We start from the raw sequence: 16,313 nt of genomic DNA on the forward strand, positions 1-16,313 counted from the left end.
CCTGAGAATAACTCGAAGATGATTCCCGAACAGCTTTCCCACTATCGCATCATCCGCCAAATCGGCGCGGGCGGCATGGGCGAGGTGTATCTCGCCGAAGACCAGCAACTGGGGCGGCAGGTCGCGCTCAAATTGCTGCCGCCCAAATTCACGCAAGACAAAGAACGCCTGCGCCGTTTTGAGCAGGAAGCGCACGCCGCCAGCCGTCTGAGCCATCCGCACATCATGACCATCTACGAAGTCGGCGCGGTGGAGGGGCTGCATTTCATCGTCACCGAATACATCAAGGGGCGCACGCTCAAAGCGCGTTTGGCCGAAGGCCGTTTGCGTGTAGAAGAGGCGCTGGAGCTGATCGCGCAAGTGGCGAGTGCGCTGGACGCCTTGCACCAGGCGGGCATCGTGCATCGGGACATCAAGCCAGAGAACCTGATGCAACACGAAGACGGTTATTTGAAGCTGCTCGATTTCGGCCTGGCCAAGCTGTCAGAGCCGCTCTGGTTTACCCGCGCCGTCCCGCAAGATATGGCCGTGACGCAGGCCGAAGAAGCGGAAGCGCCGTTTGCCGATCCCTTTGCCACACAATTCGACGCGTCCCAAAAAGCCAAACGTGAAGGCTTGGCCGAAACGACGCCGGGATTGATTCTGGGTACGCTGCGCTATATGTCGCCCGAACAGGCGCGCGGGCAAAAGGTAGACGCGCGCAGCGATCTGTTCAGCCTGGGCATCGTGTTTTATGAAATGCTGACCGGGCGGCCACCGTTTGATGGGCCGACGACCGGCGATGTGATGGTGGCCTTGTTGGATCGCCAGCCCCAACCGCTCAAACGCTACGCCCCTGAAATCAACGCTGAGGTGGAAGCCTGGCTGGCCAAGGCGCTGGCCAAAGAGCGCCATGAGCGGTATCAAACGGCGGCGGAATTGCTGACTGAGTTGAAGTGCGTGCAACGCAGTTGGCGGCGCGCGACGAGCGGCGCAGGCGATAGCCCGACGGGCCGCGTCGCCCTTGAGACAGAACCGTTAGAGGAAACGCCCGTTGATTCGTCGGGCGGCAGGAAAGCCGGACGCAGCGGTTCCGCGCCCGCTGGCGATTCATCGGGCGCATCCGGTCGTGCCAGCGGGCGACGCGGGGCGCGGGCGTTTGATTCGTTGGCCGTGCTGCCCTTTGTCAATGCCAGCGCCAGTTCCAGCGGCAGTGACGATGCCGGTTACTTGAGCGAAGGCATCCCCGAAAGTTTGATTCGCAATCTGGCGCGCTTGCCGCAATTGCGCGTGATGGCGTGGAGTACGATGGCGCGCTATCGCGGCCAGGAACACGATCCGTTGACGGTCGGGCGCGAACTGGGCGTGAGCGCAGTCTTTGCCGGACGCTTGCATCAATTCAGCGAACGGCTGGTCATCAAAGCTGAATTGGTCAGCACTGCCGACGGTTCGCAAATCTGGGGCGGGCAATATCAACGCGCGCTGGCCGACGTCTTTGCCCTCGAACAGGAAATCGCCCAAGAGCTTTGCCAAAACCTGCGACTGCGTTTGAACGAAGCCGAGCAGGCCCAGGTGGCGCGGCGTTACACCGAAAATCCGGCGGCCTATCGCGCGTTTTTGCAAGGCCGCTATTATTGGCAGCAACGCTCTGCCGCCGGTTTGCGCCAAGCCATCGCCGCCTTTCAACAAGCGATTGCGCTCGACCCTACCTATGCGCCCGCGCACGTCGGGCTGGCGGATTGTTTCATGATCCTGGGCGCTTACGGCGCAATGCCGCCGCGCATGGTGATGCCCCAGGCCAAACAATTGATATTGCGCGCGCTGCAACTCGACCACACCTTGGCCGAAGCGCATGCCTCGCTGGGCGCGCTGCACGCCTGGTTTGATTGGGATTGGCCTGCATCTGAACGCGAATTCAAGCGCGCTATGGAATTGAATCCAACATACGCAATGGCCCCGCACTGGTACGCCTCGATCTATCTGGCGGCGCAGGGGCGTTTGGACGAAGCGCTGGAATACCAGCAACGCGCCGCCCAACTGGAACCGTTGTCGCTGGTGATCAACACCAATCTAGGCTGGATCACCTATCAGGCGCGCGCTTATGAACAGGCCGCCACCCATTGCCAACGCGCGCTGGAATTGCAACCGGCGCACGTGCAGGCGCTCTATTACCTGGCGCTGGTGCACATTCAACAAGAACGCTTTGATGAAGCCATCAGCCTGTTGCAGAAATCCTGGGAAATTTCCGGCGAAGGCACGGTGCTGCGCGGCGGGTTGGGTTATGCCTACGCGCGGGCCGGACAACGCGCCGAGGCTGAAGCGGTGTTGGCCGAACTCACCGCGCTGTTGCCAACGCAACAAGGCTCGCATTATTTTTTGGCCATGGTGCAGGCCGGGCTGGGCCACACTGAGGCCGCGTTGCAAGCGCTGGAACTGGCCTTTGAAGAACGTGTTTGTATGCTGGTGCATCTGCCGACGGAGCCGATCTTCGACAGTTTGCGCCACGCAGCGCGCTTTACCGAATTGATTCGGCGTGTAGGATTGTCGGCATAAACGCGCGGCGCAATCGAAACCTGATCTGAGTCAAAAGACTGGCAATCAATCACACGCGCGTGATTGATTGCCAGCCGTTTCCCGTTCACCTTCACCAATCCAATTCGGAGGCAGGCGCAAATTCTGCCTCCCCTCCTCTTTCGCAAAGAAAGGTTCGTATGAAAAAACTCGCGCTTATTCCCGTCCTGGTTTTGACGCTGCTCGTCGCCGTGGCGAGCGCAACCGGTGACAAACACTTCACCAGCGAAGACGCGCTCGCGCTGAAAACCCTCGGCGCGCCGCAATTTTCGCCCGACGGCAAACGCCTCGCGTACACCGTCAGCGAATGGGATCGCAAAGAAGACCGCCGCGTCAGCCACATCTATCTGGTGACGACCGACGGCAGCAAAACCATCAAACTGACCAACGGCGAAAAAGGCGAGAACGCGCCGCAATGGTCGCCCGATGGCACGCGCATCGCCTTCCTGGCTGACCGCAGCGTTAATAACAGTGGGGGCGCGCAACTCTGGCTCATTCCCGCCGACGGTGGTGAAGCCGAAAAGCTGACCAGTGAAGAGAACGGCGTGCAAAGCTTCCGCTGGTCGCCCGATAGCAAGCAGATCGCCTTCATTACACGCGATACGCCCAAAGACAAAGAGGCGCGTGAGAAAAAGAAGAAAGACAAGTTCGACACGATCACCGTTGACCGCGATTTGAATTATTCGCACCTCTGGACGATCAACATCGAAAGCAAAGACAAAAAACGCCTGACCGAAGGCGAATTCTCCGTCCAGACGCCGCAATGGTCGCCCGACGGCAAATGGCTCGCTTATGCCGCGTCAAAAGCCGCCGCGCAAGAAAGCATCTTCACCGACATTTCCAATGACCGCGACAGCGACATCTTTGTGATTTCCGCAACGGGCGGCGCGGCGCGCAAACTCACAACCAACCCCTCCGCCGACGCCAATCCGCAATGGTCGCCCGATGGCAAATGGATCGCTTATGTCGCAAACACCGATTCGTGGGCGTCAAAGGCCGATGTAATGTTGATTGATGTCAACGGCGGCACACCCAAAAATCTGACCGCGAGCTTTATCGAATCCGCAGGCAGCGGTCTGACCTGGTCGCCCGACGGCAAGACGCTTTATTTCAGCAGCGGCGTCGGCATGTACAATCACGTTTACAGCTTGCCAGTCGCAGGCGGAACCGTCAGCAACGTGACTTCAGGCAAACTCAACTACGGCCAATTCGATCTTTCCGCCGATGGCAAACGCCTGGCGTATACGCTGAACGACAGCCGCACGCCTGACAACATTTGGGTTTCGACGCTGGGCCAGAACGACGCCAAACGACTGACGCAGGTCAATCCGCAAATCAGCGACTTCGCCATCGCCGAGACCGAAGTCATCAAGTGGAAGGGCACCGACAATTTCGACATCGAAGGGTTGCTGCTCAAACCGCTCGGCTATCAGGCGGGCAGGAAATATCCGCTCATCCTGCAAATCCACGGCGGCCCTTACGGCAAATTCAGCGATACCTTCAACGCGCGCAATCAGATTTGGGCGGCCAATGGTTACGCCGTGCTGATGCCCAATCCACGCGGCTCGACGGGTTACGGCAACAAATTCACCGTCGCCAATCTCAATGATTGGGGTGGCAAAGACTTCCAGGACATCATGGCCGGCGTAGACGCTGTGATCGCGCGCGGCCTCGCCGATGCCGACAAATGCGTCGTGATGGGCGGCAGCTACGGCGGCTTTATGACCTTCTGGACGGTCTCGCAAACCGACCGCTTCAAAGCCGCCATCGGCCACGCCGCCATCAGCGACTGGTACAGCTTCCACGGCCAGAGCGACATTCCGGGCCTGATGGAATACGGCTTCAAAGGCAATTCGTGGGAGGTGCCCGAAAATTACCGCCGCTGGTCGCCGATGACCTACGTCAGCAAGGTCAAAACCCCGCTGATGATCACCCACGGCGAACGCGACCAGCGCGTCAACATCCAGCAAGGCGAACAGTATTACCGCGCCCTCAAAAAACGCGGCGTCGAAGTCGTGTTTTACCGCTACCCGCGCGAAGGCCACGGCATTCAGGAACCCAACCACGTGATTGACCTGACCACGCGGCAGTTGGAATGGTTCGATACGCATTTGGGGATTAAGCGGGAGAAAGCGGGAGAGTTGAAGGCGGCGGGAGCGAGCGGAATGAAGTGAATTGCGTTTACGAGGCGAAAGGCGGATTGCTGAGAGTTGCGCCAATCCGCCTTTCCTCAGCTTGCCCAGCGTTCGCAATAATGCGAATATGTCCAGCCAGTGGAGGGAACCCTTCATGCCGCAAACCAACGTAGTTATTTTTCAGGACGAAGACGGAAGCACGCCTTTTTTGAAATGGTTTGATGAGCTACCAGCCAAAGCGCAAAGCAAATGCCGCGTGCGATTGGAGCGATTGGCGCAACTCGGCCATGAACTGCGCCGCCCTGAGGCCGATTTCTTACGTGATCAGATTTATGAACTGCGCATCGGCTTGGGAGGCATCAATTACCGCAGCCTGTATTTCTTTCACGGCAATGTTGCGGCAGTGCTCTCGCACGGCATTGTGAAGGAGCGCGCTGTGCCGCCCAGCGAAATTGATTTAGCGGTCAAGCGGAAGCAGCAATTCATTGCGAATCCTGACCGCCATACGCATGTGGAGTAAACGAGATGGCCGAAAAAAAGAAAACTTCCGATGCCTTGGCAATCCTGCATCGCCGCTATTACGCGGGCAAACCGGAACGGTTGGCGGAGTTGGAAGAAGCCCGCGCCAATGATTCGGTTGCACGCAAAATCACTGCCTTACGTGAGAAGGCGGGGCTTTCGCAACGGCAATTAGCGAAATTGATCGGCACAACTGCGTCGGTGATTTGCCGACTGGAAAACGCCGAGTATGAAGGGCATTCGCTGGCGATGCTGAACCGTATTGCTGCCGCGCTCGATCAACGGCTGGAAATTCGCTTTGTCCCATTACGCAAGGAGCGCAAGGCTGCTTGAACCTGAGCGCATAGTCGCCCATCCCGCGAAGGCCACGGCATCCAGGAACCCAATCACATCATTGACCTCACCGCGCGGCAGTTGGCATGGTTCGATGCGCATTTGGGGATTAAGCGGGAGAAGACGGGAGAGTTGAAGGCGGCGGGGGCGAGCGGGGCGAATTGACAATGTACCGGTTATTCAAACAAGGCGGAACCACGTGGGTCAATCAACCTTCGTGGTTCCGTCCTGTTTTTAGGCGTTCACGCTTCAAGAAAGCGTCGTACTTTGCCGGTCAGTTTGGCTAAATCCTCAGTCTCGCATTCCCACACGGCCAAACACTTCCAACCCAGTTTTTTAAGCTGCACTTGATGCTCTGCGTCGCGCACCTTATTCCGCTCCATTTTCGGAATCCAGTAATCCTGATTCGATTTTGGCAGGCGTGAGATGGCGCAGTTTTGATGCTGATGCCAGAAGCAGCCATGCACGAAGATCACTTTGCGGCGTTTGGCAAAAACAAGGTCGGGCCGTCCTGGCAGCTTGCCGCCGTGCAACCGGTAACGATAGCCGAGACTATGCACGAGACGGCGCACAACCATTTCAGGCTTCATGCCTTTGCTGCGGATGCGCCGCATATTTTCGCTGCGTCTTTCAGGCGAAATCGTATCCACTTGGTCACACGGCGAGATCAAGGGGCAAATCTGAAATATCTTTCAGCCGCTTACCGTCAATCATGATTTGCAGTAATTCCAGCGAGTCTGAGTTTAAGTTTTCCACTGTCTCAACGAGTTCAGTCAACGCAAAGTGATAAACGCAATCAATGTCGCCTGTGCCTAACGCGATGGAGGCGATTCTGGCGGGCAGCGGTTCGCCTGTCACCACAGCGATGTGCGGTAGATGACCTTTGCGGTTGCGGATTAGGTTCAAGGCTTCGGAGCGCGAGTTTTGCGAGCGGTCGCTACGGATAGTCCATTTGCAAGAGATGCTGGCATGCAGCAAAGGCCGGACGTTGTTTCTCTTTCGCAAGCTTGCCCACAAGGCAGTCTGGTCATCAACAATCGCCCCTTGCGCGTTGAGCGTCAAATTATCTTCAGGCTGGCGCGAGATGATGATGTCGGGCGTGATCGTGTAATCGCTGCTCAGCAGGGCGGCAAGTTCGGCGTTTTCTTCGGCGGCTTGGTAGAGGGCAATCAAGTGCGCATATTGTTCAAACGGTGCAATCAACAAACGATTTCTTGTCCCGACTGATTCAACCGACCATTCACTTGGCCTGAGATGCTTTAATTGCAAATAGGTCTCTTCAATGAATTGTTTGCAAGCGCCTTCAAATTGCCGCCCCGAAGTTTGCCCAGCCAATCGCAGTTCCCCAATCCCCGAGCCGACACGGCTCAAAATTCCAGAGGCAAAAGCGACGCTGGCCTGACTATGTCTGTCGGCATTGGTTGGGACTCCCTGCGCATCCGCATTCAGCACGGACGATAGTAACGCCGTGTGAAAGTGTTTTCTTGCCCTTGCGAAAACGCTATCCATGAACAACTCCTTTACGTAATATCCGGCTCACTGTCAGTGAGGCAACCGACGTTAAGTTGTGCGGCTCAGCATTTGACAGCTTTCTGCCATATACATAAGCATCGGAAGTCACGATATTATGGAAACTAGGCCGTGAGCAAGGCGGGTAACCTGCGGAGTGTTGAGGATAATTACGGAGGAGTGAACTGCAATATGGATACGCTACCTCATAGAAACGAGTTGATGAGACCAACTGTTGAAGCTATCAGATCGCTTGGCGGTTCAGGTTCTGTCGAGGAAATTGTCGAAAAGGTGATTTCCATCCTCGGGATACCCGATGAACTTGTGACTCGTCCCTATATCACCAAGCGCGGTAATGAGGACGGTAGAACACAACTTGAATACGAACTTGCGTGGGTAAGAACCTACCTAAAACAACTTGGGGTTTTAGAAAACTCCGCGCGTGGTGTATGGGCCAGGACGGGAAAGGAATTTATAGATGAAACCGGAGTAGCATTAACCACCCCCGATAAAGCTGCCGTCTCTGTTGATTGGCGGGAACGCATCAACAAATGTCTCGTTGAAATACTTTCTCCGTCTGCATTCGAACGGCTCGTCCAGCGCATGCTTCGGGAGACAGGCTTTGCGCAGGTCGAAGTAACGGGCAGAACAGGAGATGGCGGAATTGATGGGAAAGGCATTGCGAAAATCAATGGAATCCTTAGCTTCAGGGTTGTCTTCCAATGCAAGCGTTATCGTGGAAGTGTTAGTGCTAGTGAAATTCGAGATTTCCGAGGAGCTATGCAAGGGCGTGCAGATAAAGGTCTCTTCATCACCACCGGCTATTTCACGCGCGATGCTGTAAAAGAGGCAACTCGTGATGGTGCAATTGCAATTGACATCGTTGATGGCGAGAAGCTCGCAGAGAAATTAAAAGAGCTTTCCCTTGGGGTAAAAATCGAACTTGTAGAAAATATTGTGGTGGATGAAGAGTGGTTCAAGGCAATTTAGGTTAGCATTCGCTTCACCACCTATCATCGGTTACCAAGACGACTGTTAAGGCATACATAATACGCATGAATTCCCCAAGTTGTTGACATAGCACAGTTGCTATTCGTGCCCACTAGCTTCGCGCACCGGATAACGCGAAGCGCGCCACGCCCGCACAAATCTCTATCGAAGTCAGCCGTTTCATTGTGTCGTGTGACATTCTCCTTGCGAATTGATTACTGGGATTTGCAGTTGGTCAGCATCATAGGAAGAGGCTGACAGCGCAACTTTTACAAGCCGCAACACAACTCCTTCTATGGGATCAACAACACCTTCCCCGTCGTCTTCCGCCCTTCCAATTGCCGCTGCGCTTCGGCGGCGTCGGCCAGCGGGAAGGTCTTTTCAATCCGCAGCTTCAATTCGCCCGCCGCGATCCAATTGAACAACTCGCCCGCGCGCCAGAGCAATTCTGCGCGCGTGGCGGCGTATTGGGCGAGGCTGGGGCGCGTCAGAAACAGCGAACCTTTTTGCGCGAGCAACGCAGGATCAAACGCCGTGACCGGGCCGCTGGATTGGCCGAAGAGCGCGAGCATGCCGCGCGGGGCGAGGCAGTTGAGGCTTTTCAAAAACGTATCGCGCCCGACGGAATCATAAACGACTTGCACGCCGTGCCCGTCGGTCAGGCGGCGCGTTTCCTGTTCAAAATCTTGTTCGGTGTAAAGGATCACGTCGTCGGCTCCGGCGGCGCGGGCGAGTTCGGCTTTGGCGGCGGTCGAGACGGTGCCGATGGCGCGGGCGCCGAAATGTTTGGCGAGTTGGATGAGCAAGAGGCCTACGCCACCCGCTGCCGCGTGGATCAGCGCGGTTTCGCCCGCTTTGAGCGTGTGGACGGACGTGACCAGGTAATGCGCGGTCATGCCTTGCAACATCGTGGCGGCGGCTTGTGCGGATGTGACACCAGCGGGGACGTTGACCAGCTTCCAGGCTGGCACGACGGCGTATTCGGCATACGCGCCCGGTTGCATGGCATAGGCAACGCGATCACCGACGGCGAGGTCGGTGACGCCTGCGCCGAGGGCTTCGACGACGCCTGCGGCTTCCATGCCAGGGATAAAGGGGCGCGGCAGCGGATAGAGACCGGTGCGGTGATAGACGTCAATGTAATTGAGGCCGATGGCTTCGAGTTTGACGAGGGCTTCCCCGGCTTGGGGGGTGGGTGTGGCGGTATCTTCGTAGCTCAGAACTTCTGGCCCGCCGCAGTTGTGAATGACGATGGCTTTCATAAGGCTCCTTGTCTGCGATGTTCGCTTCGTTCGTTTGGGGAGTTGAATGGTTGCAATGCTGCCGCCGGGATTTTACACGTTGACAACCGTCCGTGCTCAAGGCACAGCGAGACTCCGTAAAATCAGTTGCGGAATTGAAAATGAAGGAGGTGAATGGAAGAAAAGTGAAGATGGGGATGGTGGGAATCGAACCCACACTACCGTAAGGTAACGGGTTTTTGAGACCCGCGCGTCTACCAATTCCGCCACGTCCCCGTAGCTTTTCAAGCAACAATGGCAAGCATCAAAAGCGGGGCGATTATATGTACCGGTTCCCGCTTGGTCAAGCAGCCAACCCGGCATGCCTTCACGCAGAATTTAGCCGCGCTTACTTGCCCATGTCAGCCAATCGGTTTAACGTTCGCACTATCTTTTCACGCACTTCGCTCAATCCAACAACGTTTACGCACCAGGAGCTGCTATGACCCGTCGTTGCTTGCCGTTCATTGCCTGTCTATTCCTCTTTAGTTTGCTGGCGCCCACACCGCCTAAGCCCGTGCAGGCGCAAACCAAAAAACCATCGGCGGCGCGCCGCTTACCCGGCCCTACGGCGCAAGGCACGCTGCTGCCGAATGGCTGGACGCTGACGCCCGCTGGGCAACAAATCCCGGTGAGCGATCTGCCGATGAATATGGTCTTGAGCAAGGACGGGCGTTATCTGCTGACGACAACCAATGGCAATGGCGATCAGACGGTCAATGTCATTGACGCGCAAAGCGGACAGAGCACGCAAAACATCATCGTCAAAAAATCCTGGCTCGGCTTGGAATTCGCGCCCGACGGCAAACGCTTTTTCGTTTCGGGCGGCGATGACAACGAAATACTGATCTTTGATTTTGCCGCAGGCCATGCGACCGAAGCGGGCAAGATCAATTTGGGCAGCAACGAGTACCACGCCCTCACCGACCGCCAACGCACCGAAGCGCGGCGCAAGGGCGCGGGCGAATACGCCTTCCCCGCCGGGATGTCGGTCACGCCCGATGGCAAATGGCTTTATGTCGCCGAGAATCTCAGCAACAAAGTCGCCGTCATCGATCTGGCGACGCAACAGGTCGTGACCAAAATCAGTGTGGGCGAATATCCGTATGATTGTTTGCTCGCGCCCGATGGCAAGCGCGTGTATGTCAGCAACTGGGGGGCGCGCAGCGTGGCGGTGATTGACACCGCGACCAACCAAGTCGCGGGCAACATTCAAACCGGCGATCATCCGAACGATCTGGAAATCACGCGCAACGGCAAGACGCTCTATGTCGCCAACGCCAACAGCAACACGGTCTCGGTGATTGACACCGCGCAGTTGAAAGAGGTCGAAGCCATCTCGACCGCGCTGCATCCAAAATCGCCAGCGGGCAGCACGCCCAACGCGGTCGCGCTCGCGCCCGATGAACGCACGCTTTACATCGCCAACGCCGATAACAACGACGTGGCGATTGTGGATGTGAGCAAGCGCGGCGCGGCCACGGTCAAAGGCTTTGTGCCGACCGGCTGGTATCCGGCCTCGGTGCGCGTCAGCCGCGATGGCCGGCGGCTGTTCGTCGCCAATGGCAAAGGCGTCGCCTCAGCAGCAAATCCCAAAGGCCCGCAGCCCAAACCGGGGATGTCGCGGGCCGACCGCAAAGATATTCAATACATCGGCAGCCTGCTCACTGGCACTGTTTCGTTGATCAACGTGCCCGGCCCCGCGCAACTCAAACAGATGACGCGGCAGGTTTACGCCAACTCGCCTTACACCGACGAATTGCTCAAGGCCGCGCGTGCGCCGCGTGAGAAGACGGCGATCCCCGTGCGCATCGGCGAGGCTTCGCCGATTAAGCACGTGATTTATGTCATCAAGGAAAACCGCACCTACGACCAAGTGCTCGGCGACATGAAAGAGGGCAACGGCGACGCCAGCTTGTGCCTGTTTGGCGAAGACGTGACGCCCAACCAGCATGCCCTCGCGCGCGACTTCGTGCTCTTCGACAATTTTTATGTGGACGCCGAGGTTTCCGCCGACGGACATAATTGGTCAACGGCGGCCTATGCGACCGATTACGTCGAGAAGACCTGGCCGACCAACTATTCCAGCCGCGGGCGCAGCTACGATTACGAGGGCGAAAAGAAAATCTCGCGCCCGACCAAAGGCTACATCTGGGATCACTGCAAGGCGGCGGGGGTGAGCTATCGCAGCTACGGCGAATTCGTGCATGCGCGCGAAGGCAAGCCGGGCGGCGGCGGCGAGACAGGCGCGCCCCTGAACACCACGCCAAAGAAAGAGAACTACACGCACGAAGACGCGCTGCAAGGCCACTTCAGTCCGGCCTTCCCGTCGTGGGATTTGGAAATCCCTGACATCACCCGCATCAAAACCTGGACGCAAGAATTCCGCGAGTACGAACAGAACGGCAATCTGCCGCAATTCCAGATCATTCGCATCGGCGGCGATCACACGCAGGGCACGCGGGCCGGGGCCTTGTCGCCGCGCGCTTACGTCGCCGAAAACGATCAAGCCGTTGGGTTGCTGGTTGAGACCGTCAGCAACAGCGCGCGCTATTGGAAGGACACAGCGATCTTCATCCTTGAGGACGACGCGCAAAACGGCCCCGATCACGTGGACGCGCACCGTTCGCCGGCATACGTCGTCAGCGCGTATACCAAACGCCGCTATGTGGATTCGACGATGTACACCAGTTCCGGCATGCTGCGCACGATGGAACTAATTCTGAGCATCCCACCGATGAGCCAATACGACGCCGCCGCGCCGCCGATGTTCAGCGCGTTTACCAACAAGGCTGACTTAACACCCTTCAAACTATTGCCGGCGCGTGTGGATTTGAGCGAGCGCAACCCGGCCAACGCGCCCGGCGCGCAACGTTCGGCGCAACTGGATTTCAGCAAGGAGGACGCCGCGCCCGACATCGAATTCAACGAGATCATCTGGAAGTCGGTGCGCGGCGCACATTCACAGATGCCCGCGCCGGTGCGCAGCGCCTTTGTGCGCGCGGTGGCGAGTGATGACGATGACGAACGAGAAGCGCGCGCGGAACGCCGGAGCGCAAGGCGCAAGCGTTAGCGCGGTGAAATGCCGCGCGGGTATAATGCCTGCGATTTTTGTGGAGGTAACGGTTTGGACGAACAAATTTTCGAAGGCACTTGGGAAGAGGTTGCCACACACGCCGATGAGTTTGCGGGCAAACATGTGCGGTTGACGGTGGTTGAGGAAACGCCGCCATCATCAATTCAAGCGCGATTGGAAGTGCTGCGCCAGATTGATGAACTGCGAAAAGAAATGCCGATGACGGACGGTTCGGACTCCCAACGCATGTTGCGAGAGGCGCGGGCAGGAGCGATGTGGGGCTATGAGCCAATCGAATAAGCCGACCAGCGCGGTTGTGCTGGATGACAATGTCATGATTGCGCTTTGCGCACAGGAGCAAGACAAATTCCTCTGCGCGGAAACGGCGTTTAACAACTACTACGTGCAGGGCTGGCTCTTTTACGCGCCCGGCGTGCTGCAGGCTGAGACGCTTTATGTCCTCTGCGGCAAATTACAAAGCGGCGCATTAACAGCCGCTTCGCACGCGCTTGCGCTCAACTTGCTGCAAAAATATCTGCCGGACATTTCCCCGCCACCCAGCGGGGATTTTTCGTTGGCCGCGCGCCGAAGCCATCCGGCAAAGCTATGGCTGTAGCCGCTCGGCGGACGGCCTCTACATTGCGCTGGCTGAAGAGTTTGCGCAGCACGGCCCAACTGAGCTTTTGACATTCGATCAGGGAATGGTGAATCAAGCCGCGAATAACGCGCCGACGGTGAAGGTCAACTGGCTGATTCCCTGAACTCACTAACAAACATTGAAGGACACTCGTATGACCAATCATTCACTCACCCGCATCTACCTGCTAGGCATCTGTCTTTTCACTTTTACCTGGGCTGCGTTTGCCCAAACCGCCGTCACGCTCAAACCAGGCCGCGCCCCGCAACAAGCGATTGACGAGGAGTACACGCAAAAGATCCGCGAGTACACCACCGCGCCCTTTTTCAATTCGCCGCTGACCGATTATCTGCCCGCGTCGAAAACCGTGCCGACGCCCAAGGCCGTGCTCGGCGATGTGGCCGGCGCGCCGGGCAAGCTGCCTTATTCGCACGAGGTCTACCGCTACATGCGAATGCTGGAAGCGGCCAGCAAGCGCGTCAAAGTCTTTTCCATCGGCACGACCGAAGAGGGCCGCGAGATGATCGCCGTCGCGGTTTCTTCGGAAGCCAACATGGCGAAGCTCGAAGCCAATCGCGCGCGACTCGCCAAACTGGCCGACCCGCGCACGATCAATCTCAACGACGACGAAGCCGACAAAATCATCGCCGACACGGTGCCGGTCTATTACATGACCGGCACGATCCATTCGCCCGAAACCGGTTCGCCAACGGCGCTGATGGAACTGGCCTATCGCTTGACGGTGGACGAGAGCGAGTACATAAAATCTATCCGCGACAAGGTCGTCACGCTGATTACGCCGGTCGTCGAAGTGGATGGGCGCGACCGGCAGGTGGACGTTTATAACTGGCATTTGGCGAACCCCGGCAAGAACTGGCCGAACCTGATTTACTGGGGCCATTACGTCGCGCACGACAACAATCGCGATTCGATGTCGTTGACGTTGAAGCTGACGCAGAACGTGCTCAACACCTACACCAGTTGGCGCGCGCAGGTGCTGCACGACCTGCACGAATCGGTGGCCTATCTTTACGACAACACCGTGGGCGCGGAGCCTTACAACGCCTGGCTTGATCCGATCTTGACGAATGAATGGCACATGATCGGCTGGAACAACGTCGGCGAGATGACGAAGCTGGGCATGCCGGGCGTGTTTACCTACGGCACGTTTGACACCTGGTCGCCCAGCTATCTGATGTTCATCGCCGCGTCGCACAATGGCATCAGCCGCTTGTACGAAACCTTTGGCAACGGCGGCGCCGACACCGTCGAACGCACGCTCTCGCCGAATGAGTATTCGCGCACCTGGTACAAACAGAATCCGCCGCTGCCCAAGGCCAAATGGTCGCAGCGCAACAACAACAACTATCAACAGTCGGCGCTGCTCATCTCGCTCGCGCATTTCGGCGCGAACGACAAATACTTCTTGCGCAACTTTTATCTGAAGAGCAAGAACTCGATTCTGAAGCCGAAGACCGCCGGCCCGGCGGCTTACGTTTTCCCGAAGAGCGATCCGCGCGCGGGCGGCCAGGCCGAGTTGCTGCGCCTGTTGCAAAAGCAGGGTTGCGAAGTGCATCAAGCAACGGCGGCATTCACGGTGACCCTGCCCGCGAAAAAGAAACCCGCGCGGCCCAACGGCGCGCCTGAGACCCGCGCGGCAACTAACGATGGCAATGGCGGTGGCAGCGGGCCTAACGCTGGACAAGAGGCCAAGCAGGAGGCCAAGCAGGACGCCAAGCCTGAAACGGAGACGCGCGAGTTTGCGGCGGGCAGTTACATCGTGCGCATGGATCAGCCCTACAGCCGCATCGCCGATATGATGTTGGATTATCAGTACTGGTCGCCGAATGATCCGCAGCGCAACATCTACGACGACACGGCGTGGACGTTCGGCGAATTGAACAACGTGCAGGTCGTGCGCGTGACCGATGTCAAAGTGCTCGACGCCGCGATGGAAATGGTCAAGGGCGAAGTCAAAGCGCCGGGCGGCATGATCGGCAAGGGGAACATCTTCGTCGTCAACCACAACGCCGATAATTCGCTGGCGACCTTGCGCTATCGTTTCAAAGACGCGCAGTTTGAATCCGCTGAAGAGGCTTTCGAAATTTCAAATCTGAAATTTAGGCGCGGCTCGTTCATCATCCGCAATGCGAATGAAGCTGACTTGCGCAAAGCGGCAGAAGAGTTCGGCTTAAAAGTGATGGCCGTGGCCGAAGCGCCAAACGTCAAAACGCACGCAGTCAAAGCCGCGCGCGTCGCGCTGATGCACACCTGGCTGAGCACGCAGGACGAAGGCTGGTGGCGTTTGGAATTCGATCGGCGCGGCGTGCCCTTTGATTACATCAGCACGCAGGGCGTGGCGGCGGACGCGAACCTGAACGCCAAGTATGACGTGATTGTTTTCGCGCCGGTGGGCCGCGCCAATCCGCAACAAATCGTCAGCGGCATGCCGATGTTTGGCAATCCGCTACCGTGGAAAAAGACCGAGTTGACGCCGAACCTGGGGCGCACCGATGAGACCGACGATATGCGGCCCGGCTTGGGTTGGACAGGGTTGCAAAACCTGCAGACCTTCGTGCAACGCGGTGGCTTGTTGATTACGGCGAACGACACGGCGAACTTTGCGGTCACGTTCGGCTTTGCGCCGGGTGTTTCGATCACGCCGCCGCAACGCTTGCGCGCGACGGGCACCATCGTGCGTTCGAAGCTGGTGGATGCGGCCAGCCCGCTTGCGTATGGCTACAACGACAACCTGGCGATCTTCTGTTCGAGCGGCCCGATCTTTGGGCTGAGCAATACCGTGGGTGGCCGGAGTGGCCGCCGCACGGATGGCGAGGGGGCTGGCCGTTTGACCGGTCGCGGCACGCCTGACGATCTGGACGTGGTGCAGAACCGCGCGCCCGATGTGATTCCCGAACCGCCCAAAGCCGAACCGTGGGAAGCCTTGCCGCTGACCGATGAACAGTTGCGCAACGCCACGGGCGTCATTCCGCCGGCGGCGCGTCCGCGCGTGGTGTTGCGCTATGCCGACGCGCGCGATTTGCTGGTGTCAGGTTTGCTCGAAGCGGGCACCGAAATCGCGCAACGCCCCGCCGTGGTGGACGTGCCGTTCGGCAATGGTCACGTCGTGCTCTTTTCCAACAATCCGTTCTGGCGCGGCGAAACGCAGGGCAGCTACTTCCTGGTATTCAATGCGATTCTGCATTTTGACAGTTTGAATGCGGGGCGGAAGCTGGCGGAGAAATAAACTTCGTATACAAAGGCAGCGGTTGGGTGGCTTGTTT

12 protein-coding genes and 1 tRNA gene are annotated in these 16,313 nt (G+C 57.8%); 9 read left to right on the forward strand and 4 right to left on the reverse strand.

Going from position 1 to position 16,313, the window contains the following annotated elements; all coding sequences use genetic code 11:
- The first annotated feature begins 18 nt into the window (after positions 1-18).
- From HY011_03505 to HY011_03520, 4 genes are all read left to right on the forward strand, one after another.
- The gene (locus HY011_03505; GenBank protein MBI3421980.1) at positions 19-2,532 is read left to right on the forward strand and encodes a protein kinase; all 2,514 of its coding nucleotides are present in this window, start codon (positions 19-21) and stop codon (positions 2,530-2,532) included.
- 158 nt (positions 2,533-2,690) lie between these two features.
- On the forward strand, positions 2,691-4,724 hold the full coding sequence (locus tag HY011_03510; GenBank protein ID MBI3421981.1) for a S9 family peptidase: 2,034 nt from the start codon (positions 2,691-2,693) through the stop codon (positions 4,722-4,724).
- Between the two features lie 115 nt (positions 4,725-4,839).
- Positions 4,840-5,205 carry a type II toxin-antitoxin system RelE/ParE family toxin gene (locus HY011_03515; GenBank protein ID MBI3421982.1) on the forward strand — a complete coding sequence of 122 codons (366 nt, stop codon included), beginning with the start codon at positions 4,840-4,842 and terminating at the stop codon, positions 5,203-5,205.
- Between the two features lie 5 nt (positions 5,206-5,210).
- Positions 5,211-5,537, forward strand: coding sequence for an XRE family transcriptional regulator (locus HY011_03520; GenBank protein ID MBI3421983.1), 327 nt, complete (start codon positions 5,211-5,213; stop codon positions 5,535-5,537).
- A gap of 242 nt (positions 5,538-5,779) precedes the next feature.
- Here HY011_03520 and vsr read toward each other — a convergent pair whose 3' ends face one another.
- Complete coding sequence (gene vsr / locus HY011_03525) at positions 5,780-6,187, reverse strand: DNA mismatch endonuclease Vsr (GenBank protein MBI3421984.1); 408 nt, start codon at positions 6,185-6,187, stop codon at positions 5,780-5,782.
- A 4-nt stretch (positions 6,188-6,191) separates the two neighbouring features.
- Positions 6,192-7,046, reverse strand: coding sequence for a restriction endonuclease (locus tag HY011_03530; protein ID MBI3421985.1), 855 nt, complete (start codon positions 7,044-7,046; stop codon positions 6,192-6,194).
- Between the two features lie 192 nt (positions 7,047-7,238).
- Here HY011_03530 and HY011_03535 point away from each other — a divergent pair, with 192 nt between their 5' ends.
- The gene (locus HY011_03535; protein MBI3421986.1) at positions 7,239-8,036 is read left to right on the forward strand and encodes a restriction endonuclease; all 798 of its coding nucleotides are present in this window, start codon (positions 7,239-7,241) and stop codon (positions 8,034-8,036) included.
- 293 nt (positions 8,037-8,329) lie between these two features.
- Here HY011_03535 and HY011_03540 read toward each other — a convergent pair whose 3' ends face one another.
- Positions 8,330-9,298, reverse strand: a complete 969-nt coding sequence (locus HY011_03540) for a quinone oxidoreductase (protein MBI3421987.1) — start codon at positions 9,296-9,298, stop codon at positions 8,330-8,332.
- A 171-nt stretch (positions 9,299-9,469) separates the two neighbouring features.
- Positions 9,470-9,553: transfer RNA gene (locus tag HY011_03545), tRNA-Leu, on the reverse strand.
- Positions 9,554-9,974: 421 nt separating this feature from the next.
- Here HY011_03545 and HY011_03550 point away from each other — a divergent pair.
- From HY011_03550 to HY011_03565, 4 genes are all read left to right on the forward strand, one after another.
- Positions 9,975-12,389, forward strand: a complete 2,415-nt coding sequence (locus tag HY011_03550) for a beta-propeller fold lactonase family protein (GenBank protein MBI3421988.1) — start codon at positions 9,975-9,977, stop codon at positions 12,387-12,389.
- A 54-nt stretch (positions 12,390-12,443) separates the two neighbouring features.
- Positions 12,444-12,692, forward strand: a complete 249-nt coding sequence (locus tag HY011_03555) for a hypothetical protein (protein MBI3421989.1) — start codon at positions 12,444-12,446, stop codon at positions 12,690-12,692.
- Positions 12,676-13,008, forward strand: coding sequence for a hypothetical protein (locus tag HY011_03560; GenBank protein ID MBI3421990.1), 333 nt, complete (start codon positions 12,676-12,678; stop codon positions 13,006-13,008). Before HY011_03555 ends, HY011_03560 begins: the two co-directional genes overlap by 17 nt.
- Before the next feature lie 175 nt (positions 13,009-13,183).
- Positions 13,184-16,276: a hypothetical protein gene (locus HY011_03565; GenBank protein ID MBI3421991.1), complete on the forward strand. Its 3,093-nt coding sequence runs from the start codon at positions 13,184-13,186 to the stop codon at positions 16,274-16,276.
- The last annotated feature ends 37 nt before the right edge of the window (positions 16,277-16,313 follow it).

It is taken from the genome of Acidobacteriota bacterium, assembly GCA_016196035.1.
Classification (GTDB): Bacteria; Acidobacteriota; Blastocatellia; order RBC074; family RBC074; genus JACPYM01.

What these genes read in the sequence shown, in the direction of transcription:
- HY011_03505 (MBI3421980.1), top strand. Translation starts at nt 19, where the DNA reads ATGATTCCCGAACAGCTTTCCCACTATCGCATCATCCGCCAAATCGGC.
- HY011_03510 (MBI3421981.1), top strand. Translation starts at nt 2,691, where the DNA reads ATGAAAAAACTCGCGCTTATTCCCGTCCTGGTTTTGACGCTGCTCGTC.
- HY011_03515 (MBI3421982.1), top strand. Translation starts at nt 4,840, where the DNA reads ATGCCGCAAACCAACGTAGTTATTTTTCAGGACGAAGACGGAAGCACG.
- HY011_03520 (MBI3421983.1), top strand. Translation starts at nt 5,211, where the DNA reads ATGGCCGAAAAAAAGAAAACTTCCGATGCCTTGGCAATCCTGCATCGC.
- HY011_03530 (MBI3421985.1), bottom strand. Translation starts at nt 7,046, where the DNA reads ATGGATAGCGTTTTCGCAAGGGCAAGAAAACACTTTCACACGGCGTTA.
- HY011_03535 (MBI3421986.1), top strand. Translation starts at nt 7,239, where the DNA reads ATGGATACGCTACCTCATAGAAACGAGTTGATGAGACCAACTGTTGAA.
- HY011_03540 (MBI3421987.1), bottom strand. Translation starts at nt 9,298, where the DNA reads ATGAAAGCCATCGTCATTCACAACTGCGGCGGGCCAGAAGTTCTGAGC.
- HY011_03560 (MBI3421990.1), top strand. Translation starts at nt 12,676, where the DNA reads ATGAGCCAATCGAATAAGCCGACCAGCGCGGTTGTGCTGGATGACAAT.
- HY011_03565 (MBI3421991.1), top strand. Translation starts at nt 13,184, where the DNA reads ATGACCAATCATTCACTCACCCGCATCTACCTGCTAGGCATCTGTCTT.